This is a genomic window from Streptomyces sp. NPDC042002, assembly GCF_055588305.1.
This window is the reverse complement of the sequence record NZ_JBVJCT010000001.1, coordinates 459,225-478,611: the sequence shown is the minus strand read 5'-3', so window position 1 is coordinate 478,611 and position 19,387 is coordinate 459,225. Positions and strand designations below refer to the sequence as shown.

The window sequence follows — 19,387 nt, the reverse complement described above, 5'->3', positions numbered from 1 at the left end:
CCCGCGCCCGCCCGGGTCACCTCACCGGTGTCGTGTCCGCTCACCCGCCCTGTTGCGACCGGGCCTTGAACGCCGCCTTGCGGGCTTCCTTGGCGACCTTCTTGTCGGGGTGCAGGCGGCCCATGGCCTCCAGGACGTCGGGGGCGGCGGGGTGCTCGACCCGCCAGGCCGTGTCGAAGAAGCCGCTGTGCTGCTGGGCCAGGCCCTCGACCAGGGCCTGGAGTTCGTCGGAGTTGCCTTCGGCGGCGAGTTGCGCGGCCACCGTGTCGATGGTGAGCCAGAAGACCATCGCCTCGGACGGCGGGGGCACGTCGGACGCGCCGTGCTCGGAGAGCCAGACCCGGGCGAGACCGCCCAGCTCGGCGTCGTCGAGCACCTCGCGCAGCGCGGGCTCGGCCTCCATGCCGACCAGCGCGAGAGCCTGCTGGCAGTGCAGGCGGCGCAGCGGGGCGCCCGTGTCGGCGCCGCGCGCCGCGAAGAGCAACTCCTGGGCGGCGGACAGCGGTTCGCGCCGGGCGAGCCACTGCTCGATCTCGGCCTGCGCGGCCGTCGGGGGGAATCCGGCCGTACCGTCCAGCAGCGTGTCCGCGCCCTTGTCGGTCAGCTCGCCCACAGCGGGGGCGAAGAAGCCCGCCTCGATCAGCCGGGCGCGCAGTCCGTACAGACCGAGCGGCGTCAGGCGCACCACCCCGTACCGCGATACGTCCATGTCGGCGGCGGCGGCCGGCTCCTCGGCGGCGTCCGCCATCAGTGCCTCGTCGACGGGCTGGAAGGCGACGAGGCCGATGGTCTCCAGCAGCCGGAACTGGTCGTCGAGCCGCATCATGGCGTTCGAGACCTGCTCCAGGACGTCGTTGGTGGGCTCCCCCATGTCGTCGGGCAGGACCATCGAGGCGGCCAGCGCGGGCAGCGGCACCGGCACCTCGCCGAGCGCGTCCTCGCCGACGGTCAGCAGATACAGGTTGCCGAGCACTCCGTCGAGGAACTCGGACTCCGCCTCCGGGTCCCAGTCCAGCGAGGAGAGGTCGATCTCGCCCTCGTCGTCCATGGCGTCGACGAGATCGCCGAGGTCGGGCACGCTCGCGTCGGCGAGCACGACGTCGAGCGCGCCGAGCCAGATCCCGAGGACGTCCTGCGGGGCGCCGGAGGTGAGCAGGGCGAAGTCCTCGCCCGCGGTGACGGTTCCCTCCTCCTCGTCCACGATCTCGACGAGCCCGGTGTCGACGGCCAGCCGCCAGGCCTCACTGGCGAGGGCGACCGCTTCCTCGCCTGACAGGCCGAGGACGCCGGCCGCCTCGGGGAGTTGTTCCTCGACGAGTTCGCCCCCCGCTCCGACACGGGTGCCGGGGCCCGCCCAGCGGGCCAGTCGCGCGGCGCGGGAGAGCAGCGGCGCGGCGAGCGCGTCCCGCGCCAGCTGCGCCTCGGAGTGCAGCCGCACGGGCGGCAGGGAAGAGCTGTCTGACATCGGCTGGGTTCTCCTCCGAACAACCACGACGTGCAGGGCTGGCAGGCTGGCAGGGCAAGCGGTTCGAGCGGGGCTTTCGCCCGGAGCCGCGCCGGACGACGGCGGGCACCGTCGGCCGCGGCGGGCACCGGACCCCGCCGGGCGCCGCCGGACTCGGGAATCCGAAGGCGGCCCGGGACATCCGTGCCAACTGCTCAGCCTAGACGGATTTCCACCCATGCCGCCCGGTTCATGTCTCCGACAGGTCTCGTACACCGTCGAAACCTTGACAACTCCCCTTGCTACACACGAGATTGACGCGCGTAGAAGTTCAACGACCCTGTGCTCCACCCTCTTCTACGCGCGTCACTGGCTCGAACGCAGGTCGCGCTCCCCCCACCGTCCACCCTCGTCCCGGCGCTCACGAACGTCCCCGGAGGGATTCCCTTGCCGAGCAAGAGAACCGCGCGCATCGGCGCGCTGACCGTCGCCGCGGTCTGTTCCACCGTCTCCGCCGTGGTGCTCACCACCCCGGCCCAGGCGGACACCGTCCACATCCACGACATCCAGGGCACCACCCGGACTTCCCCCCTCGCGGGCACGAAGGTCACGGACGTGGCCGGCATCGTCACCGGCGTGCGGACCTACGGTTCGTCCAAGGGCTTCTGGTTCCAGGACCCCACCCCGGATGCCGACCCCGCCACCAGCGAGGGCGTCTTCGTCTTCACCAGCTCCGCTCCCAAGGTCGCCGCCGGCGACTCGGTCACGGTGACGGGCACGGTCTCGGAGTACGTCCCGGGCGGCGTCTCCACCGGCAACCAGTCGGTGACGGAGATCGGCAAGCCGACGGTCACCGTCGTCTCCAGCGGCAACGCCGTCCCGGCCGCGACGGTCGTCGACGCGAAGTCCGTGCCGGACGTCTACGCTCCCGCGGGCGACACCGCCGCGAGCGGTTCGGTCAACGCGCTCACCCTGGAGCCGACGCGGTACGCCCTGGACTACTACGAGTCCCTGGAGGGCATGAACGTCCAGGTCGCCGACCCCCGTGTGGTCACCGCCACCGACCCGTACGCGGAGCTGTGGGTCACGGTGAAGCCGCACGAGCACGCCACCCGCCGCGGCGGCTCGCTGTACGGCTCGTACACCTCGCAGAACACGGGACGGATACAGATCCAGTCCCTCGGCGCGACCGCCGACTTCCCGACCGCGAACGTCGGCGACAAGCTCACCGGCACCACCGCCGGTCCGCTGGACTACAACCAGTTCGGCGGCTACACGCTCGTCGCCAACCAGCTGGGCACCCTGGAGAAGGGCGGCCTGCAACGCGAGACGACACGCAAGCAGTCACGCGGCGAGCTGGCGGTGGCGACGTACAACGTCGAGAACCTTGACCCGGCCGACGCCACGTTCGCGGCCCACGCGTCCGCGATCGTGAACAACCTTCAGTCGCCCGACATCGTGTCCCTGGAGGAGATCCAGGACAACAACGGCGCGACGGACGACGGCACGGTCGCCGCCGACCAGACGGTGAACAAGCTGATCGACGCGATCGTGGCGGCGGGCGGCCCGAAGTACGACTGGCGCTCCATCGACCCGGTCAACGACCAGGACGGCGGCGAGCCGGGCGGCAACATCCGCCAGGTCTTCCTCTTCAACCCCGAGCGGGTCTCCTTCACCGACCGCGCGGGCGGCGACTCGACGACCGCCGTCGGTGTCACGAAGGTGCACGGCAAGGCGCAGCTCACCGCGTCCCCCGGCCGCGTCGACCCGGCCAACACGGCCTGGACGAGCAGCCGCAAGCCGCTCGCGGGCGAGTTCGTCTTCCGCGGCCACACGGTCTTCGTGATCGCCAACCACCTCAACTCCAAGGGTGGCGACCAGGGGCTGACCGCGCAGTACCAGCCCCCGTCACGCAGCTCGGAGACCCAGCGTCATCTCCAGGCGACGGCGGTGAACTCCTTCGTCAACGAGATCCTGAAGACGCAGAAGAACGCCGACGTGCTCGCCCTCGGCGACATGAACGACTTCGACTTCTCGGACACCACCAAGATCCTCGAAGGTGACGGCGAACTCTGGTCGGCGATCAAGTCGCTGCCGAAGAGGGAGCGTTACACGTACGACTACCAGGGCAACGAGCAGGTTCTGGACCAGATCCTGGTCAGCCCGTCGATTCGCAGGGGCTGCGACTTCGACTACGACAGCGTGCACATCAACTCGGAGTTCTCCGACCAGATCAGCGACCACGACCCGCAGGTGCTGCGGTTCCGTCCGTAGTCGCTCAGGTACGCGTAGTCGTTCGAGTACGCGAGAGCCCGGCCCTTTCGTCCGGGGCCGGGCTCTTCGCCTGCGCGGGCCTCCCACCGGGCCGGGCTCGTCGCCCTCGCGGGGACTCCCATGGCACAGGGTTCGTAGCCCCGTGCGCGGGTGCGCGGGTCAGCTGGTGAAGACCCCGTCGAGCCAGCCCTTCCAGGCGGTCTCGTTGACCTCGGCGTCGGCGTCGGGCGCGAAGTCGTGGACGCTGACGCCGACCGGCGCGCCCCAGCGGCCGCGCCCGAAGAAGCGGATGAGCGCGTTGTCGGTGCGCAGCCCGAGGAAGTACGGGTTGCGGTAGTCGACCACGGCGTCGAAGGCCTCGCCTCCGGGCCCCTCGGTCCGGACCCGCGCGCCCTCGGCGGTGCCGTCCGCGAGGCCGAGCGCCCGTCCGACGGCGGCGAAGGCGTCGCCTGCCGCGGACGCGCCGGGTCCCTGGAACGTCGCGAAGGCGACCGGGCGGCCCGCGAAGTGGGTCACGTACTCGCGCAGGGTGTGCAGATAGAAGTCCGTGTGCTTGTCGGCGCCGTCGTACTGGTTGTCCCAGTCGTCGGTGAAGATGCCGCTGTGCACGTACCGCACCCAGGAACGCCGGCCGTCGTCGCGGGCCTCGATGGTGTGGTCGATCTGGTTGAGGCTCTGCGTCGGGAACGGCACGTCCTCGCTGCGCACGGTCAGCCGGTGCGGCGGGTCCCAGGCGGTGATGATGCTGCCGAAGGGCCCGGCCCCGCCCGCGCGGGGCTCGTACTCCATGGGCCACAGCCAGCCGCCGCTGCCGCTGGTGATCGCGTCCCACATCTGGCCGGGCGGCACGTCGACCTCGTACTCGCGGGCGATCTCGAATTCCTTGGACATGATGACGACTCCTGAGTGATCAGTGGGCGGCTTCGCGGCCCGCGGGGGCTTCCACGGCTTCGGGTCCGGCCGTGGCTTCTGGCTTGACCGTGGGGTGGACGGCGACGACGATCCGGTGCGGGCGCCCGTCCTCCGCGTCGACGTCGTGGTACTTGCGGACGAGCGCGCCGACCCCGGCCGTCAGCTCCTCGATGAACGCGGCCCGGTCGGCGGCCGACGCGAAGGTCACCTCGCCGTCGAGCGCGTACGTCGCCAGTCGTTTACGGGCCTTCGCGGCGCCGGTGACGAGCGAGCCGACGTCCCGGACGAGCCGGGCGCCGAGCGCGAGCAGCCAGCGGGCGGACAGCTGGTCCCGGAAGCGGTCCGGATCGGGCTGTACGGCGGCCAGCGCGAGCGGCGAGATGACATACGACGCCGCGGTCGCGCGCATCAGCCGCTCGGTGACATTGCCCTTGCGGCGCTCGCCCGCCAGCTCGACCAGGCCGTGCCGCTCCAGCGTCTTGAGGTGGTAGTTCACCTTCTGCCGGGGCAGGCCGACCTTGCCGGCCAGCATGGCGGCCGACGCGGGTCCGGCGGCCAGCTCGGCCAGCAGCCGGGCCCGTACGGGGTCCAGCGACACGGCGGCGGCCTCGGCGTCCTCGATCACGGTCACGTCCAACATGACTCCACCGTCCCACCGAAAACTTTTTTTGTCCAGACGATTCGAATTGTCGGTGGGTCGGTGTTGGATTGGGGGCTGGTGTTCTGGGGATGGCTTTCCGGGGGCTGGTGATCCCGGGAGGCCTGTGTTCCGGGGAGGTCGGTGTTCCTGGAGGGGCCAGTAATCCCGGGAGGGCCGGTGATCCCGCGAGGCCTGTGTTCCGTGCGTCCGGGATGCCGCCGGTGGGCTTCAGCGGCGGGATTCGGGCAACACGGCGGTCATGGACGAGAAGCGACCGGAATCGAAGCAGCGAGCTCTTCCGGACACGGACGCCGGCCCGGATGCGCGTACCGGCACCGGCACCGGACCCGAGGCGGGCTCGGGCACGGTGACGGCGGGGTCCGCCGAGAAGGACGGCCCCGCCAGACTGACCGCGCGAGCGCGGGCGGCCGTCGTGTGGCGCACGGCGAAGGAGTTCCGGGACGACGAACTCGCCGACCGGGCAGCCGCGTTGACCTACTACGGCGTGATGTCGTTGTTCCCCGCGCTGCTGGTGGTGGTGTCCCTGCTGGGCGTCATGGGGCAGCGCGTCACGGACAGACTCCTCGACAGCGTAGGGGACTTGGCGCCGGGCCCGGCACGCGAGATCCTTCGTGACGCGGTGGCGCAACTGGGCGACAGCGGCGGTACGGGCGGGGTGCTGGCGATCGTCGGACTGCTCGCGGCGCTGTGGTCCGCGTCCGGATACGTCGGCGCGTTCATCCGTGCGTCCAACGCGGTGTACGACCTGCCGGAGGGCCGTCCGGTCTGGAAGGTCACGCCGTTGAGGCTGGCGCTCACCGTCACGCTGATGCTGCTTCTCACCGGGAGCGCGACCATCGTGGTGCTCACCGGGCCGCTGGCCGAACGGGCGGGCACCGTGATCGGGCTCGGCGACGCGGCGATCACGGCGTGGTCGATCGCCAAGTGGCCCGTCCTGCTGGTGTTCGTGGAGCTGATGATCGCGCTGCTGTACTGGGCGGCTCCCAACGTCTCGGGCCGCGGCTTCCGTTGGTTCAGTCCGGGCAGCGTCGTCGCCACCCTGATCTGGCTGGCCGCGTCCGCCGGATTCGCCGTCTACGCCGCCGGCTACGGCTCGTACAACAAGACGTACGGCACGCTCGCGGGCGCCATCATCTTCCTCGTGTGGCTCTGGCTCACCAACCTGGCCATCCTGCTGGGCCTGGAGTTCGACGCGGAGCTCGCCCGACAGCGCGCCATCGCGCACGGCCGTCTCCCGACCGAGGAGCCCTACGTCGAACCCCGCGACACCCGCAAGTGGCCCCCGCGCCTACAGGCGCTGCGCGCGGCCCGGGAGAAGGCGGAGACGGGAATCGTGCCGACACGCAAGAAGTCCGAGCAAAACACCGCCGAGCGGGACACCGCCGGGCGAGTGTGACGGGAAGGGCACACGATGCGGCGGCGAACCGGTGTCCGGTTCGCCGCCGCGTCGTTCCCCTCCGGCTCCTCCGACGAACCTCGACGGCGCCCTGGATGACCGCCGGACCGCCTTCGGAGCGGGCTCGCGGTGAGGGCCCCGCCTCCGCTCGCCCGCGGAGGCCCGGGTACCCGGACCGGCCCGTGCTATCCCTGCGATCCCCGGTCGTGCAGACGCGCCAACTGGCCCTGGAACCAGTCGAGTCGGGCTTGAATCAGGGCCGCCTCCGCGACCAGTTCGGACACCCCGAGACCGGCCGTGGCGACCACGCGACCACCGGCGGCCCGGACCCTCAGGCCCTCTCCGGCCAGCCGCGCGAAGGAGGCGAGCGAGAGCGACGTACGTCCGCGTACGCATCCCGCGCACGCGGACGTCAGGGCGTGCCAGCCCGGTCGCCCCCAGCCGGCGTCGGCCAGCGCCGCGGCCACGGAGCCGCAGCCACAGGGGCCGACGGTGGCACCGCGCACCCGCTGGCGGGCGTACCGGAAACCGCGCTCGAAGCGGATGTAGGCGCCGAGGACGGAGACTTCGAGGAGGACGGCCGCCCGGTGTTCGGCGGTGCACAGCATCGCCTCGGCGACGGCGGACTCGTGCACGCAATGGAAGCCGCAGTCGCAGCGGCGGTGCGGCGCGCGGTGCCGCCGTCCGTAGACACAGCGTGCCTCGTCCAGCACTCCGTACGGCAGCGCGCAGCCCAGCGATACGCCGGTGAACCCGGCCCGGGTGCCGTCCTGGGACAGCACCGGGTGGGCGATCTTGTATCCGGCCGGCGGCTCCGTCGGGCGTTCCTCGGGGAGCCGCAGCCTCATCGTCCGGCCGGAACCTCTTCGGGGACGGACGCTTCCGACTCCTCGATGATCTCGGGGAGTTCGAGCGCGTCCGCGTGCACGTGAGCCTGTTCCTCCGCGACTCCGGTGGCGAGTGCCTTGCCGAGCCTCATGACGCCTCCCATGACCTGCGGTCGGTGACCTTCCGGTCCATGGTGGCCCATGAAGGGCGGAACGGTACACAGGGCCTCGGGCCGAGGGCCCGGCAGCACATCTCAGCAATGCTTATCGATATGCCGTAGGAGATTTAAGTGGAGCTGTACGGTCATCGCGCCGAGACTGTTCGTATGACGAACTCCGACCGGTCTCCGGCACCCTTCGGCCGGGCGCTCTGCGCGATGGTCACACCGTTCACCGAGGCGGGCGCGCTCGACCTCGACGGCGCCCGGCGCCTCGCCGACCGCCTGGTGCGCGAGGGCTGCGACGGCCTGGTGCTGAACGGCACCACGGGCGAATCGCCGACCACCTCGGACGCGGAGAAGTCCGCGCTGGTACGCGCGGTCCGCGAGGCGGTCGGCGACCGGGCCCGCCTGGTCACGGGCGTCGGCTCGTCCGACACCCGGCACACGGTCGATCTCGCGCTGGCGGCCGGGGAGGCGGGCGCGGACGGCGTACTCGTCGTCACCCCGTACTACTCGAGGCCGCCGCAGGACGCGCTGGAGGAACACTTCACGGAGGTCGCCGACGCGTCCGAACTGCCGCTCATGCTCTACGACATCCCCGGCCGCACCGGCACCCGCATCGAACCCGACACGATGATCCGGCTCGCCGCGCACCCCCGGATCGTGGCCGTGAAGGACTGCGCGTACGACCTGCTCGGCACACAAAGGGTGCTGGCCCGAACGGAGTTGGCGTACTACGCGGGCTGCGACGAGCACGTGCTCGCCCTGTACGCGGTGGGCGGTGCCGGGTACGTCAGCACGGTGGCGAACGTCGTGCCGGGACTGCTGCGGGCCGTGCTCGACGCGTTCGACGGCGGCGACACGGCGGGGGCGGCCCGGCTGATGCGGCGGGCCCTGCCGCTGATCGAGGCGACGACGGGGGCGGGACTGCCCGGCACGGTCACCGCGAAGGCGCTGCTGGCCTCGCTCGGGCTGCCGGCGGGCCCGGTCCGGGCACCGCTGCGGCCCGCCGGCCGGGAGACGGCCGACGGACTGCGGGCGGTGCTCGCCGAGGTCACGGACGAGTTCGCCGGGGTCTAGCGAGCAGCGGGCGAGGGAGGCTCAGCGCTCGGCGAAGACGGGCTCCCAGCGCCCCACCGAGCCGTCGGTGCCCCGGAGGAAGCCGCTGAGCGGCACCTCCTTGTCACTGCCGATGGTGACCAGCACCAGCCGATTGTGGAACTCGTTCTTGTCGCCCTTGGCGATGTCCCAGGCGATCAGGGATTTGTCGTCGGCCCAGACGAGCAGCATCTGGCCGCGGACCTCGGTCAGGTGCTTGCCGGTGTGCGGGTCGAGGATCCACGAGGAGGTGTGCCACTTCTTGCCCGCGAACTCCCCGGCGAGCCGGGTGCCGTCGGGCGACAGGCCGGCCGCGACGGTGTTGTACCGCTCCCCCTCGGGCACGCCCACCTCCCGGCCGGACGCGTCGTAGAAACGAACGGTGGGCGCGCCCGACTGCCTGCCCGTGACGGTCCTTCCGTCGCGGCAGAACTCGAAGTCCTGGCGAAGGTTGATCTCGTGGCCCTGGTTGTCCCGTTGCACCCCCACCGCGGCCCAGGGGCCCTTCCCCGACGCCACGTCGAAGACGTAGAACCCGGTGCGGGAGGACATCACCGGCACGGGGATGCCCTCGGCGCCCGTTCTGGTCATGATGTCGGGGTTCTCCTCGTAGGTCGTCGCGATGAGTTTCGTGCCGTTGTGCGAGAACTCCAGCCCGCCCACCGGGTGGTCGACCGGGATCCACCGCTCGACCTTGCCGCTCGTGAGGTCGAGCAGGCCGATCCGGCGCACGGGCAGGTGCTGCTCCAGTACGGCGGCGGTCCGCAGGCCGGGGGCCACCGCGACCCACGACCACCGGGTGTCCTTCTCGTAGCGGCCGGACTTCGGGTCGAGCAGCCAGTAGGTGCGCACCCTGACGCCCTTGTGGGCGGTCCGCCAGTCGGTCTTATTGGTGTAGTACGCGGCCATCGCCGCACGCCCGGCCGCGACCAGCGAGCGCGCCGGCGACTGCGCCGGGTGCGCGGCGGTCGGCTTGGGGTCCGTCCTTCCCAAGGGCCGTACGTCGTGTCCACCGGACTCCATCCGCGGCACCCCGATCGCGGCGGTGATCGCCGCGGCGACGGCGACCGCGACGGACGCGATGCGCCAGGTCCGGCGGCGCCTGCGCACGGTCAGGACCCGGTCGGCGAGGCCGGGGCCGGGTGGCGGCTGTTCGGCGGCCTGCTCACGCAGCGCCTCGCTCATCAGTTCCTCGATGTTCACGGCCGTACCTCCACGGGCGAGTAGTCACGGGACGACGACCGTTCACCGGCGGCGGGGGCGAGCGCGGCGAGTTCGGGCGCGAGGGCGCGCAGCCGGGCCAGGGAGCGGTGGGTGGTGGACCGCACGGTGCCCACGGAGCAGCCCAGCAGCCGGGCCACGTCGGCCTCCGGCAGGTCCTCGAAGTAGCGCAGCACCAGGACGGTGCGCTGGCGCGCGGTGAGCCGGGACAGCGCCTCGCGCATCACCAGGCGCAGGTCGGTGGCGGCCGCCGTGTCGGTGCCCGGCGGGCCGGTCTCGGGCGGATGAGCGACGCTGACCTCGCGTCGCCGCCACTTCAGTCGCCAGCGGCTGATCTGCTGACGGTAGAGCACCTGCCGTACGTACGCCTCGGGTTCGTCGATGCGGTGCCAGCGACCGGCGGCCTTGGCCAGGGCGCCCTGCAACAGGTCCTCCCCCGCGTGCCGGTCACCGCCGCTGAGCAGCACGGCGGTCCTCAGCAGGGCCGCGGACCTGCCGGCCACGAACTGTCTGAAGCTTTCGAGCCCTTCGGCATCCATCGTCACCTTCTCTTTTTCGACGGGCCTCGTGTCCCGCCCTGTACCTGCTGTGACGCGCGTGGCCGCCCGGCGCTATGCCCGCACCGCGGAAAAACTCCGCGGTTCTCGCGGATGCCGCTGCCGTACGGTGATCAGGTGCGCAACGCGAACCAGGAAAAGCCGGCGGACTCCTCCTTGCCGCTGCTGTTCCTCGACGTCGACGGCCCCCTCAATCCGTACGCGGCCCAGAAGGAGCGCCGGCCCGAGGGGTACACGACGATCCGGGTGGCCCTGGAGCCAGGTCGGCCGCTGCGCGTCTGGCTCCACCCCGGCCACGGCCGCGCGCTCCTCGCCCTCGGCTACGACCTGTGCTGGGCGACCACCTGGATGGACGCCGCCAACCGCTGGATCGCCCCGGTGATCGGCCTGCCCGAACTCCCCTACGTCGACTTCACCGGCGCCCTGTTCGCCGAGCGCCCCGACGGCGTCCACTGGAAGACGGAACGCATCGTGGCCCACGCCGCGGGCCGCCCCTTCGCCTGGGTGGACGACGAACAGAGCCCGGCCGACGCGGAGTTCGTCGCCGGCCACCACCCCGCCCCTGCCCTTCTGCACCACGTCAACCCCCGACTCGGCCTGCGGGAGGCCGACTTCGAGGCCCTGACGGAGTTCGCCACGACGCTCGACACCCCGGCATAGCCAAGGGCCCTCCCGCGACGGCGGAAGGGCCCTTGCTTCGGCACGGAGGCCGGTGCTCAGTTGTGGCTGTGCAGGACCTCGTTCAGGCCGCCCCACACCGCGTTGTTCGGGCGCGCCTCGACGGTTCCGGTGACCGAGTTGCGGCGGAAGAGGATGTTCGAAGCCCCGGACAGTTCACGGGCCTTGACGATGTCGCCGTCGGGCATCGTCACGCGCGTGCCGGCGGTGACGTACAGCCCGGCCTCGACCACGCACTCGTCGCCGAGGGCGATGCCGACGCCCGCCTCCGCGCCGACGAGGCAGCGCTCGCCGATGGTGATACGGACGTTGCCGCCACCCGAGAGGGTGCCCATGGTGGACGCGCCGCCGCCGATGTCCGAACCGTTGCCGACGACGACACCGGCGGAGATGCGGCCCTCGACCATGGAGGTGCCGAGCGTGCCCGCGTTGAAGTTCACGAAGCCCTCGTGCATGACGGTCGTGCCCTCGGCGAGGTGCGCGCCGAGGCGGACCCGGTCGGCGTCGGCGATGCGGACGCCCTTGGGCGCGACATAGTCCGTCATGCGCGGGAACTTGTCGATGGAGGTCACCTGGAGGTGCAGGCCGGCGGCGCGCGCGTTCAGCCGGACCTTCTCGATGTCGCCGACGGCGACCGGGCCGAGCGAGGTCCAGGCGACGTTGGTGAGCAGGCCGAACACGCCGTCCAGGTTCTGGCCGTGCGGCTTGACCAGGCGGTGCGAGAGGAGGTGCAGGCGCAGGTACGCGTCGTGCGCGTCGAGCGGCTTGTCGTCCAGCGACGCGATGACCGTACGGACCGCGACCACCTCGACGCCCCGGCGGGCGTCCGGGCCGATGGCCTGCGCGGCTCCCTCGCCGAGCAGTTCGACGGCCCGCTCGGCGGACAGCCGCTCGGTGCCGGCCGGGCCGGGCTCGGCGGACAGTTCGGGCGCGGGGAACCAGGTGTCGAGAACGGTGCCGTCGGAGGTGAGGGTGGCGAGCCCTGCGGCGACGGCGCCGGTGGTACGAGAAGCAGTCGTGTCGGTCATGGGTGAAACCTAACTTGGCGGGGGCCGCCCGAGCGAACCGGTGCACGGGACGTCTCGGCCACCGGGCCCCCGGTCACCGCCCCGGCCCAACTCCGTTCACCACCCTGACCGACCGGGTGACCGCCCCGGGCCGTCTCCGGTCGCCCTGCCGGGCGGAAGGACCCGCGCCAAGACCTCCCGCGCGTACCCCTCGTCGTACGACGTCCCCGTCAGCAGCACCTGGAGACAGATTCCGTCCAGCAGGGCGACCAGCGCCCGCGCGGTGACCGGATCCGTGCGGCGGGTCAGCGGCTCGACGAGGCTGTCGATCCATTCGGCGGCGACCGGGCGCAGGGCGGGCCTGCGGAGGGCGGCGAGGTAGAGCTCGTACTCCAGCTCCACGCCCGTACGGTCGCCTGCCAGCCATTCGCCGATCAGTCCGGCGAGTTCGGCGGCCAGGTCGGCGCGGGTGTCCTCCAGGGTGCCGCGTGCCGCGAGCACCTTGGCGAAGCCCTCGTTCGCCTGGCGCAGGGCGGCGACCATGAGCTCGTCCAGGGTCTTGAAGTGGTACGTGGTGGAGCCGAGCGGCACATCGGCCTCGGCGGCGACGGAGCGATGGCTGAGCCCGGCGATGCCCTTGGCGCCGACGACACGGATCGCGGCGTCGATGATCCGCTGCCGCCGCTCGGGGTCGTACCGTCGCGCCATCACGGGCCGCCGTCCGCCGTGCCGGGCGCGGCCATCAGTGCGCCCCGCCCAGATTCAGCAGCACGACTCCACCGATGATCAGTACGATCCCGGCGGCCTTCGCGGCCGTGAGTCCCTCGCCGAGGAACAGCATGCCGATCCCCGCGATGGCGGCGGTGCCGACACCGGCCCAGATCGCGTAGGCCGTACCGACCGAGACGGTCTTCAGGGTCTGCGCGAGCAGCGCGAAGGCGACGACGTATCCGAGGACGGTCAGCAGCGACGGCCACAGCCTGCTGAAGCCCTCCGTGTACTTCATCGCGGTGGTCGCGCCGACCTCCGCCGCGATGGCTCCCGCGAGCAGCACGTATCCCATGCGTACGACTGTACACATAGGATGGAGGAGATACGTACGGGTGTACGTATCGATGGGTATGGATCTATGTATCGATGTCTGCGGCCGCACACGAAGCGATGCCCGATATCCCATGGGCACCACGCACCCCAGCGGATATCGTTCGCGATCACAGTGGGGGGCGGAGTCGCGCAGACTCCCGGGAACGATGGAGCGCAAGAGGCATGTCGCACAGTTCTGGGTGGGGACCGTCAGGGCCGTCGGGACCCTACGGAGGTGCTCCGGGCGGCCCGTCGGGACCGTACTGGGGTGCACCGGGCGGCTGGGGCTGGACGCCGCCACCACCGCCCAAGCCGGGCGTGATCCCGCTGGCCCCGCTCGGCGTGGACACGATCCTCGGCGGCGTCTTCGCCACGATGCGACGCTACGCGAAGCCGCTGTTCGGGCTCGCCTCGCTGGTCGGGCTGGTTCTGGTGGCCCTGATGCTCGGACTGGGAGGCCTCGCCTACGCCGCGACGGCGGACCAGTTGCATCGCGTCTTCTCGACGCCCCGATCAACCGACTGGACCGATGTACGTCCCGTCCTGGTCGCCTTCGGCTCCGTCTGGGCCGTCGGTCTCCTGGGCACGCTGGTGGCCGGCGCCTTCATCCAGGCCTCGTCCGCGGCCACCCTGCACGACGCCGTCCTCGGGCGGCGGGCCCACGTCGGTGCCGTCTGGCGGCGTGCCTGGGCGCGCACTCCGTCCGTGCTCGGGGTGACGCTGCTGACGGGCCTGATCGTCATGGTGCCGATGGCGCTGATCGCTCTGCTCGTCATCGTCGTGTCGGCCCTGTCCACGATGCGCTCCGCGCCCTTCGTGGCGTTCGGGACCGGCTTCCTGCTCCTGCTGCTCATGTTCCCGCTCATGGTCTGGCTGTACGTCCTGTTCAGCTTCGCCCCGGCCGCCGCCGTGCTGGAGGAAGCGTCCCCGGTGACGGCGATGCGGCGTTCGGCCCGGCTGATACGCGGCGCGTGGTGGCGCACGTTCGGCATCACGACGCTCGGCGCCGCGGTCGTGGGGGTCGGATCGTTCGCTGTCAGGACGCCGCTCATGGTGATGATGCCGATCCCGCGGTACGACCCCTCGGCACCGCGGCCCATGAGTCTGTCGGACGTCTTCGCCCAGGTCATGCCCGACCTGGGGCCCTACCTGGTACTGACGTTGATCGTCACTCTCGTCACCCAGCTGTTCTCCATGGTGTTCATGCCGCTGGTGACGAACCTGCTGTACATCGACCAGCGCATCCGCCGGGAGGGCCTGGCGGACGTGCTGATACGCGCGGCCGCCGTTCCGGGGACGCCTGCCGGGCCGGAGGAGCCGGGCGCTCCCGGTACGCCGGGCTCAGTCCACTAGCGACTTCTTCGGCCGCAGCACACAGAACTCGTTGCCCTCGGGATCGGCGAGGACGACCCAGCTGACGTCCTCGCCCTGCCCCACGTCGGCCCGGCGCGCCCCGAGGGCGAGGATGCGCTCGACCTCGGCGGCCTGGTCGTCCGGCGTGAGATCGATGTGCAGCCGGTTCTTGACGGTCTTGCGCTCGGCGACCGGCAGGAAGCAGAGTCCGGGCAGCGCGTGCGCGTCGGAGCCGATGACGATCTCGTCCTCGGCCTCGAACAGCACCCGCCAGTCGAGGACTTGACACCAGAAGCGGGCCAGCGCGGGCAGGTCGTGGGCATCGATGACGAGGTGGTAGAAGGAGACAGCCATGAACGGCAGTCTCCCCCGGCGCGAGGAGGTCCGCCACCGCCGCCGGGCAGCACACGCCGCCACCGCCGACCGCAGCCAGGCGCCCGGCCACCACGCGCCGCCAAGCACCCGGCCACCACGTGCCACCCGGACCCAGCACCCGGCACCCGGCACCCGGCACCGTCCAACTCCCGTAACTCTGTGAGCGATTGCCCGAAAACGCTGCGGGCAATTCCCGGTACCGCTATGGGAAACGACTGCTCAGAAGTCACCGGTTCCACTACTGTTTCACCAGTCGCACACCGGGTCTCCATGACCGCCCGCTCCGTGTGCCGCACCCTCCACCCCTCGCTTCGCCCCCTCGCGCGCTCGCCCTCCCCCGCTTAGGAACGCGTATGCCAGAAGTGACGCCCGGATCCGGGCCCGACGGCCCCGACGGGCCCGCCCTCTCCAGGGAGATCGTTCCCTGGCGTCCCACCCCGCGCGGTGCGCCCTACCCGGTGTCGACCGACCTCGTTCCCGTGTCCCCGGCGCCCTGGGAGGCGGTCGGGGCGGATGACGAGGGCAGGCTGCCCGGAACCCGGCGGCTCTGGCTGGCCGGCGGGCTCGCGGTGGCCGTGACCATCGCCGTCGTGGCCGTGATCTCCGTACAGGCGAACCGTTCTGACGGGTCATCACAGAACAGTGTGGCCAACAGGACCCTGACCGACACGGCGAACCCCTTCCTCCTCGGCGCCCCCGCCGGAGTCACCACGGCCCCGACAGGGAAGAACGCACTGGCCTCGCCCGGGACTTCACGCTCGGCCTCACCCGACTCCGCGTCACCTGATGCCGCGTCGCACGGTTCCGTGTCGCCCGGGCCCTCGGACCGGGGTTCCGGCAGCCGGCCCGTCCCCGGATCGTCGACGCCCGCCGCGTCCGGCACCACTTCCCCGCCCCGGCCGGCCTCTTCGCTGAAGTCGGTCCAGGCGGTCAACTACCCTGACCGTTTCTGGCATTTGAGCAACGGGACGGTCCGGCTCGACCCGGTGAGCTCGGGCAGTCCGGCCGCGACCCGGCGGGCCGCCAGCTTCAAGGTGGTCCCAGGACTGGCGAAGTCCTCCTGCTACTCCTTCGCCACCGCCGGCGGCTCCTACCTGCGCCACCGCGACTTCGTACTGCGCGCCGACCGCGACGACGGCTCCGCCCTCTTCCGGAAGGACGCCACCTTCTGCCCCCGCGCGTCCTCCTACTCCGGCGCCGTCATGCTGGAGTCGGTCAACTACCCGGGCCACTTCCTGCGCCACCGCGACTTCCAGCTCCGCCTGGGGCGGAACGGGCACGGCAGGCGCTACCGGGCGGACTCGGCGTTCCGCCTGGTGCGGGGCTGGGCCTGAGACCCGGGCACGACCCCGGCATCCCCCGAGGAAAACGCGATGGGGCGGCACCCGAAGGTGCCGCCCCATGCGAGGTACCTGGGACTCGGACGTCGAACAGGACTCAGACGTTGAAGCCGAGCGCGCGAAGCTGCTCGCGGCCGTCGTCCGTGATCTTGTCCGGGCCCCACGGCGGCATCCAGACCCAGTTGATGCGCAGCTCGTTGACGAGGCCGTCCGTGGCGGACTTGGCCTGGTCCTCGATGACGTCGGTGAGCGGACAGGCCGCGGACGTCAGGGTCATGTCGATCGTCGCGATGTTCGCGTCGTCGACGTGAATGCCGTAGATGAGGCCGAGGTTGACGACGTCGATGCCCAGCTCGGGGTCGACGACGTCGTAGAGCGCCTCGCGGACCTCTTCCTCCGACGCCGGCTTCGTCGTCAGGCTCTCGCCCGACGCGACAGCGGTCTCGCCGGATGCCACAGCGGTCTCGTCCGATGTCATGGTGTTCTCGCTCATGCCGTCTTCCTCTCGGCGCTCTCGCCCAGAACCTGGGCCGTCGCGTCCTTCCACGCCATCCAGCTGAGGAGGGCGCACTTGACCCGGGCCGGGTACTTGGAGACACCGGCGAACGCGACCGCGTCCTCCAGCACCTCCTCCATCGCGTCGTCCGGCTCGATCCGTCCCTTGGACTGCATCAGTTCCAGGAAGGTCTCCTGGATCTTCTGCGCGTCGGACACGTCCTTGCCGACCAGGAGGTCATTCAGTACGGAGGCCGAGGCCTGGCTGATCGAACAGCCCTGGCCCTCGTACGAGATGTCCTCGATCCGCTCGCCGTCGTACTTCACGCGCAGGGTGATCTCGTCACCGCACGTGGGATTGACGTGGTGCACCTCGGCGTCGCCGTCCCGGAGACCGCGCCCGTGCGGGTGCTTGTAGTGGTCCAGGATGACTTCCTGGTACATCGAATCCAGCTTCACGTTCCCAGCCAGCCCCTCAGCCGAAGAAGTTCCGTACGTGCTCCAGGCCGTCGACCAGAGCGTCGATCTCGGACGGCGTGGAGTACAGATAGAACGACGCCCGGGTCGTCGCAGGAATTCCGTACCGCAGGCAGACCGGACGGGCGCAGTGGTGACCGACCCGGACCGCGATGCCCTGCTCGTCGAGAACCTGGCCCACGTCGTGCGGGTGGATGTCGCCCAGCGTGAACGAGATCGCGGCGCCGCGGTCCTCGGCCGTGGTGGGGCCGATGATCCGCAGGTCGGGGACCTCCGCGAGCCGCTTCACCGCGTACTCGGTGAGCGCGTGCTCGTGGGCGAGGATCTTGTCCATGCCGATCGCCGAGAGATAGTCGATGGCCGCTCCCAGACCGACCGCCTGCGCGATCGGCGGGGTGCCCGCCTCGAACTTGTGCGGCGCCGGGGCGTACGTCGACGAGTGCATCGACACGGTCTCGATCATCTCGCCGCCGCCGAGGAACGGCGGAAGGTCCTCCAGGAGTTCCTGGCGGCCCCAGAGGACGCCGATACCCGTCGGGCCGCACATCTTGTGACCGGTGAAGGCCACGAAGTCGGCCTGGAGGGCCTGGACGTCGAGCGGCATGTGCGGCGCGGCCTGCGAAGCGTCGATCAGGACCAGGGCGCCGACCTCCTGGGCGCGGCGCACTATCGCCTCGACCGGGTTCACGGTGCCCAGGATGTTCGACACCAGCACGAAGGAGACGATCTTCGTCTTCTCCGTGATGATCTCGTCGATGTTCGACAGGTCGAGACGGCCGTCGTCGGTGAGGCCGAACCACTTCAGCTTCGCGCCGGTACGCTGCGAAAGCAGCTGCCACGGAACGATGTTGGAGTGGTGCTCCATCTCCGTGATGACGATCTCGGTCTCGTGGTCGACGCGGTAGGGCTCGTCGGCCCAGCCCAGCATGTTGGCCACGAGGTTGAGCGACTCGGAGGCGTTCTTGGTGAAGATCACCTCGTCGCGGCTCGGCGCGTTGATGAACGCGGCGACCTTGTCGCGCGCGCCCTCGTACAGCGCCGTGGCCTCCTCGGCGAGCACATGCACACCGCGGTGGACGTTGGCGTTGTAGCGCTCGTAGTACTCGTTCAGGGCGTCCAGGACCTGGCGCGGCTTCTGCGAGGTCGCCGCGTTGTCCAGGTACACCAGCTTCTTACCGTCGTGGACCTGGCGGTCCAGGATGGGGAAGTCCTTGCGGATCGCCTCGGTGTCGAGGAGGCCCGGCAGCTGCGTCACGCTGATACGCCACCCTTCGCGTCGACCGCGTACGACTCGTAGCCCTCGTTCTCCAGCTTGTCGGCGAGTTCGGCGCCGCCGGACTCGACGATGCGGCCGCCGGAGAAGACGTGCACGAAGTCGGGCTTGATGTAGCGCAGGATGCGCGTGTAGTGCGTGATGAGCAGGGTGCCCACCTCACCGGTCTCGCGGACGCGGTTGACGCCCTCGGAGACGACACGCAGGGCGTCGACGTCCAGGCCGGAGTCGGTCTCGTCGAGGATCGCGATCTTCGGCTTGAGCAGCTCCAGCTGAAGGATCTCGTGGCGCTTCTTCTCGCCGCCGGAGAAGCCCTCGTTGACGTTGCGCTCGGCGAAGGCCGGGTCCATGGAGAGGCGCGCCATGGTCTCCTTGACCTCCTTCACCCACGTACGCAGCTTGGGGGCCTCGCCGCGGACGGCGGTGGCGGAGGTGCGCAGGAAGTTGGAGACCGAGACGCCGGGGATCTCGACCGGGTACTGCATCGCCAGGAACAGGCCCGCGCGGGCGCGCTCGTCGACGGACATCTCCAGGACGTTCTCGCCGTCGAGGGTGACGGTGCCGCCGGTGATCGTGTACTTCGGGTGGCCCGCGAGCGAGTAGGCGAGGGTCGACTTGCCCGAGCCGTTGGGGCCCATGATGGCGTGCGTCTCGCCCTGCTTCACGGTCAGGTCGACGCCCTTGAGGATCTCCTTCGTGGCGTTGTCGGCCTCGACGGTGACGTGCAGGTCGTGGATTTCAAGCGTTGCCATGGG

22 protein-coding genes are annotated in these 19,387 nt (G+C 70.8%); 7 read left to right on the top strand and 15 right to left on the bottom strand.

The window, feature by feature from the left end; all coding sequences use genetic code 11:
- Window positions 1-40: 40 nt before the first annotated feature.
- Window positions 41-1,465, bottom strand: coding sequence for a hypothetical protein (locus ACZ6KY_RS02075; protein ID WP_469308358.1), 1,425 nt, complete (start codon window positions 1,463-1,465; stop codon window positions 41-43).
- 426 nt (window positions 1,466-1,891) lie between these two features.
- Between ACZ6KY_RS02075 and ACZ6KY_RS02070 the strand changes: the two genes are divergently transcribed.
- Window positions 1,892-3,718, top strand: a complete 1,827-nt coding sequence (locus ACZ6KY_RS02070; protein ID WP_469308357.1) for an endonuclease/exonuclease/phosphatase family protein — start codon at window positions 1,892-1,894, stop codon at window positions 3,716-3,718.
- A 159-nt stretch (window positions 3,719-3,877) separates the two neighbouring features.
- Here ACZ6KY_RS02070 and ACZ6KY_RS02065 read toward each other — a convergent pair whose 3' ends face one another.
- Window positions 3,878-4,609: an SRPBCC family protein gene (locus tag ACZ6KY_RS02065; protein ID WP_469308356.1), complete on the bottom strand. Its 732-nt coding sequence runs from the start codon at window positions 4,607-4,609 to the stop codon at window positions 3,878-3,880.
- Between the two features lie 19 nt (window positions 4,610-4,628).
- Window positions 4,629-5,270 carry an ArsR/SmtB family transcription factor gene (locus ACZ6KY_RS02060; RefSeq protein WP_469308355.1) on the bottom strand — a complete coding sequence of 214 codons (642 nt, stop codon included), beginning with the start codon at window positions 5,268-5,270 and terminating at the stop codon, window positions 4,629-4,631.
- Between the two features lie 259 nt (window positions 5,271-5,529).
- Here ACZ6KY_RS02060 and ACZ6KY_RS02055 point away from each other — a divergent pair, with 259 nt between their 5' ends.
- A complete protein-coding gene (locus tag ACZ6KY_RS02055) occupies window positions 5,530-6,687 on the top strand; it encodes a YihY/virulence factor BrkB family protein (protein WP_469308354.1) in 1,158 nt (385 codons plus the stop codon).
- Window positions 6,688-6,872: 185 nt separating this feature from the next.
- On the opposite strand, the gene ACZ6KY_RS02050 is transcribed toward ACZ6KY_RS02055, so the two are convergent.
- Together ACZ6KY_RS02050 and ACZ6KY_RS02045 are read right to left on the bottom strand one after the other, a co-directional pair.
- Entirely contained in the window at window positions 6,873-7,535 is a 663-nt protein-coding gene (locus ACZ6KY_RS02050) for a hypothetical protein (protein WP_469308353.1), read from the bottom strand.
- A complete protein-coding gene (locus ACZ6KY_RS02045; protein ID WP_469308352.1) occupies window positions 7,532-7,666 on the bottom strand; it encodes a hypothetical protein in 135 nt (44 codons plus the stop codon). The genes ACZ6KY_RS02050 and ACZ6KY_RS02045 overlap by 4 nt, the downstream gene beginning before the upstream one ends.
- A 174-nt stretch (window positions 7,667-7,840) precedes the next feature.
- On the opposite strand from ACZ6KY_RS02045, the gene dapA reads away from it, so the two are divergent.
- Window positions 7,841-8,755 carry a 4-hydroxy-tetrahydrodipicolinate synthase gene (gene dapA / locus ACZ6KY_RS02040; protein ID WP_469308351.1) on the top strand — a complete coding sequence of 305 codons (915 nt, stop codon included), beginning with the start codon at window positions 7,841-7,843 and terminating at the stop codon, window positions 8,753-8,755.
- Window positions 8,756-8,776: 21 nt separating this feature from the next.
- Here dapA and ACZ6KY_RS02035 read toward each other — a convergent pair whose 3' ends face one another.
- Together ACZ6KY_RS02035 and ACZ6KY_RS02030 are read right to left on the bottom strand one after the other, a co-directional pair.
- A complete protein-coding gene (locus tag ACZ6KY_RS02035) occupies window positions 8,777-9,976 on the bottom strand; it encodes a WD40 repeat domain-containing protein (protein ID WP_469308350.1) in 1,200 nt (399 codons plus the stop codon).
- Window positions 9,973-10,533, bottom strand: a complete 561-nt coding sequence (locus ACZ6KY_RS02030) for a SigE family RNA polymerase sigma factor (protein ID WP_469308349.1) — start codon at window positions 10,531-10,533, stop codon at window positions 9,973-9,975. The genes ACZ6KY_RS02035 and ACZ6KY_RS02030 overlap by 4 nt, the downstream gene beginning before the upstream one ends.
- A 111-nt stretch (window positions 10,534-10,644) precedes the next feature.
- Here ACZ6KY_RS02030 and ACZ6KY_RS02025 point away from each other — a divergent pair, with 111 nt between their 5' ends.
- On the top strand, window positions 10,645-11,211 hold the full coding sequence (locus ACZ6KY_RS02025) for an HAD domain-containing protein (RefSeq protein ID WP_469308348.1): 567 nt from the start codon (window positions 10,645-10,647) through the stop codon (window positions 11,209-11,211).
- A 56-nt stretch (window positions 11,212-11,267) separates the two neighbouring features.
- Here the strand turns inward: ACZ6KY_RS02025 and dapD are convergent, their stop codons facing one another.
- The 3 genes from dapD to ACZ6KY_RS02010 form a co-directional block, all read right to left on the bottom strand.
- On the bottom strand, window positions 11,268-12,257 hold the full coding sequence (dapD, locus tag ACZ6KY_RS02020; protein ID WP_469308347.1) for a 2,3,4,5-tetrahydropyridine-2,6-dicarboxylate N-succinyltransferase: 990 nt from the start codon (window positions 12,255-12,257) through the stop codon (window positions 11,268-11,270).
- A 96-nt stretch (window positions 12,258-12,353) separates the two neighbouring features.
- Window positions 12,354-12,944: a TetR/AcrR family transcriptional regulator gene (locus ACZ6KY_RS02015; protein ID WP_469308346.1), complete on the bottom strand. Its 591-nt coding sequence runs from the start codon at window positions 12,942-12,944 to the stop codon at window positions 12,354-12,356.
- 34 nt (window positions 12,945-12,978) lie between these two features.
- Window positions 12,979-13,299 carry a DMT family transporter gene (locus tag ACZ6KY_RS02010; RefSeq protein ID WP_469308345.1) on the bottom strand — a complete coding sequence of 107 codons (321 nt, stop codon included), beginning with the start codon at window positions 13,297-13,299 and terminating at the stop codon, window positions 12,979-12,981.
- 338 nt (window positions 13,300-13,637) lie between these two features.
- On the opposite strand from ACZ6KY_RS02010, the gene ACZ6KY_RS02005 reads away from it, so the two are divergent.
- On the top strand, window positions 13,638-14,672 hold the full coding sequence (locus tag ACZ6KY_RS02005) for a DUF7847 domain-containing protein (protein WP_469308344.1): 1,035 nt from the start codon (window positions 13,638-13,640) through the stop codon (window positions 14,670-14,672).
- On the opposite strand, the gene ACZ6KY_RS02000 is transcribed toward ACZ6KY_RS02005, so the two are convergent.
- Entirely contained in the window at window positions 14,661-15,026 is a 366-nt protein-coding gene (locus ACZ6KY_RS02000; RefSeq protein ID WP_469308343.1) for a VOC family protein, read from the bottom strand. The two genes, ACZ6KY_RS02005 and ACZ6KY_RS02000, sit on opposite strands and share 12 nt — an antisense overlap.
- Between ACZ6KY_RS02000 and ACZ6KY_RS01995 the strand changes: the two genes are divergently transcribed.
- Complete coding sequence (locus ACZ6KY_RS01995) at window positions 15,025-15,210, top strand: hypothetical protein (protein WP_469308342.1); 186 nt, start codon at window positions 15,025-15,027, stop codon at window positions 15,208-15,210. The two genes, ACZ6KY_RS02000 and ACZ6KY_RS01995, sit on opposite strands and share 2 nt — an antisense overlap.
- A gap of 190 nt (window positions 15,211-15,400) precedes the next feature.
- Complete coding sequence (locus tag ACZ6KY_RS01990; RefSeq protein WP_469308341.1) at window positions 15,401-16,381, top strand: AbfB domain-containing protein; 981 nt, start codon at window positions 15,401-15,403, stop codon at window positions 16,379-16,381.
- Between the two features lie 103 nt (window positions 16,382-16,484).
- On the opposite strand, the gene ACZ6KY_RS01985 is transcribed toward ACZ6KY_RS01990, so the two are convergent.
- The 4 genes from ACZ6KY_RS01985 to sufC are packed head-to-tail and all read right to left on the bottom strand — an operon-like array spanning window position 16,485 to window position 19,384.
- A complete protein-coding gene (locus ACZ6KY_RS01985; protein ID WP_469308500.1) occupies window positions 16,485-16,865 on the bottom strand; it encodes a metal-sulfur cluster assembly factor in 381 nt (126 codons plus the stop codon).
- Between the two features lie 11 nt (window positions 16,866-16,876).
- A complete protein-coding gene (sufU, locus tag ACZ6KY_RS01980) occupies window positions 16,877-17,341 on the bottom strand; it encodes a Fe-S cluster assembly sulfur transfer protein SufU (protein ID WP_351873601.1) in 465 nt (154 codons plus the stop codon).
- 16 nt (window positions 17,342-17,357) lie between these two features.
- On the bottom strand, window positions 17,358-18,614 hold the full coding sequence (locus tag ACZ6KY_RS01975) for a cysteine desulfurase (protein ID WP_469308340.1): 1,257 nt from the start codon (window positions 18,612-18,614) through the stop codon (window positions 17,358-17,360).
- On the bottom strand, window positions 18,611-19,384 hold the full coding sequence (sufC, locus tag ACZ6KY_RS01970; RefSeq protein ID WP_469308339.1) for a Fe-S cluster assembly ATPase SufC: 774 nt from the start codon (window positions 19,382-19,384) through the stop codon (window positions 18,611-18,613). Before sufC ends, ACZ6KY_RS01975 begins: the two co-directional genes overlap by 4 nt.
- Window positions 19,385-19,387: the final 3 nt, after the last annotated feature.

Excerpts from the sequence above, each read along its gene's own strand:
- ACZ6KY_RS02025 (WP_469308348.1), top strand. The coding sequence starts at position 10,645 with ATGCCGCTGCCGTACGGTGATCAGGTGCGCAACGCGAACCAGGAAAAG.
- dapA (WP_469308351.1), top strand. The coding sequence starts at position 7,841 with ATGACGAACTCCGACCGGTCTCCGGCACCCTTCGGCCGGGCGCTCTGC.
- ACZ6KY_RS02010 (WP_469308345.1), bottom strand. The coding sequence starts at position 13,299 with ATGGGATACGTGCTGCTCGCGGGAGCCATCGCGGCGGAGGTCGGCGCG.
- ACZ6KY_RS01990 (WP_469308341.1), top strand. The coding sequence starts at position 15,401 with ATGCCAGAAGTGACGCCCGGATCCGGGCCCGACGGCCCCGACGGGCCC.
- ACZ6KY_RS02050 (WP_469308353.1), bottom strand. The coding sequence starts at position 7,535 with ATGAGGCTGCGGCTCCCCGAGGAACGCCCGACGGAGCCGCCGGCCGGA.
- ACZ6KY_RS02030 (WP_469308349.1), bottom strand. The coding sequence starts at position 10,533 with ATGGATGCCGAAGGGCTCGAAAGCTTCAGACAGTTCGTGGCCGGCAGG.
- ACZ6KY_RS01985 (WP_469308500.1), bottom strand. The coding sequence starts at position 16,865 with ATGACATCGGACGAGACCGCTGTGGCATCCGGCGAGACCGCTGTCGCG.
- ACZ6KY_RS02000 (WP_469308343.1), bottom strand. The coding sequence starts at position 15,026 with ATGGCTGTCTCCTTCTACCACCTCGTCATCGATGCCCACGACCTGCCC.
- dapD (WP_469308347.1), bottom strand. The coding sequence starts at position 12,257 with ATGACCGACACGACTGCTTCTCGTACCACCGGCGCCGTCGCCGCAGGG.
- ACZ6KY_RS02045 (WP_469308352.1), bottom strand. The coding sequence starts at position 7,666 with ATGAGGCTCGGCAAGGCACTCGCCACCGGAGTCGCGGAGGAACAGGCT.
- ACZ6KY_RS02055 (WP_469308354.1), top strand. The coding sequence starts at position 5,530 with ATGGACGAGAAGCGACCGGAATCGAAGCAGCGAGCTCTTCCGGACACG.
- ACZ6KY_RS02060 (WP_469308355.1), bottom strand. The coding sequence starts at position 5,270 with ATGTTGGACGTGACCGTGATCGAGGACGCCGAGGCCGCCGCCGTGTCG.
- ACZ6KY_RS02015 (WP_469308346.1), bottom strand. The coding sequence starts at position 12,944 with ATGGCGCGACGGTACGACCCCGAGCGGCGGCAGCGGATCATCGACGCC.
- ACZ6KY_RS01995 (WP_469308342.1), top strand. The coding sequence starts at position 15,025 with ATGAACGGCAGTCTCCCCCGGCGCGAGGAGGTCCGCCACCGCCGCCGG.
- sufC (WP_469308339.1), bottom strand. The coding sequence starts at position 19,384 with ATGGCAACGCTTGAAATCCACGACCTGCACGTCACCGTCGAGGCCGAC.
- ACZ6KY_RS02065 (WP_469308356.1), bottom strand. The coding sequence starts at position 4,609 with ATGTCCAAGGAATTCGAGATCGCCCGCGAGTACGAGGTCGACGTGCCG.
- ACZ6KY_RS02075 (WP_469308358.1), bottom strand. The coding sequence starts at position 1,465 with ATGTCAGACAGCTCTTCCCTGCCGCCCGTGCGGCTGCACTCCGAGGCG.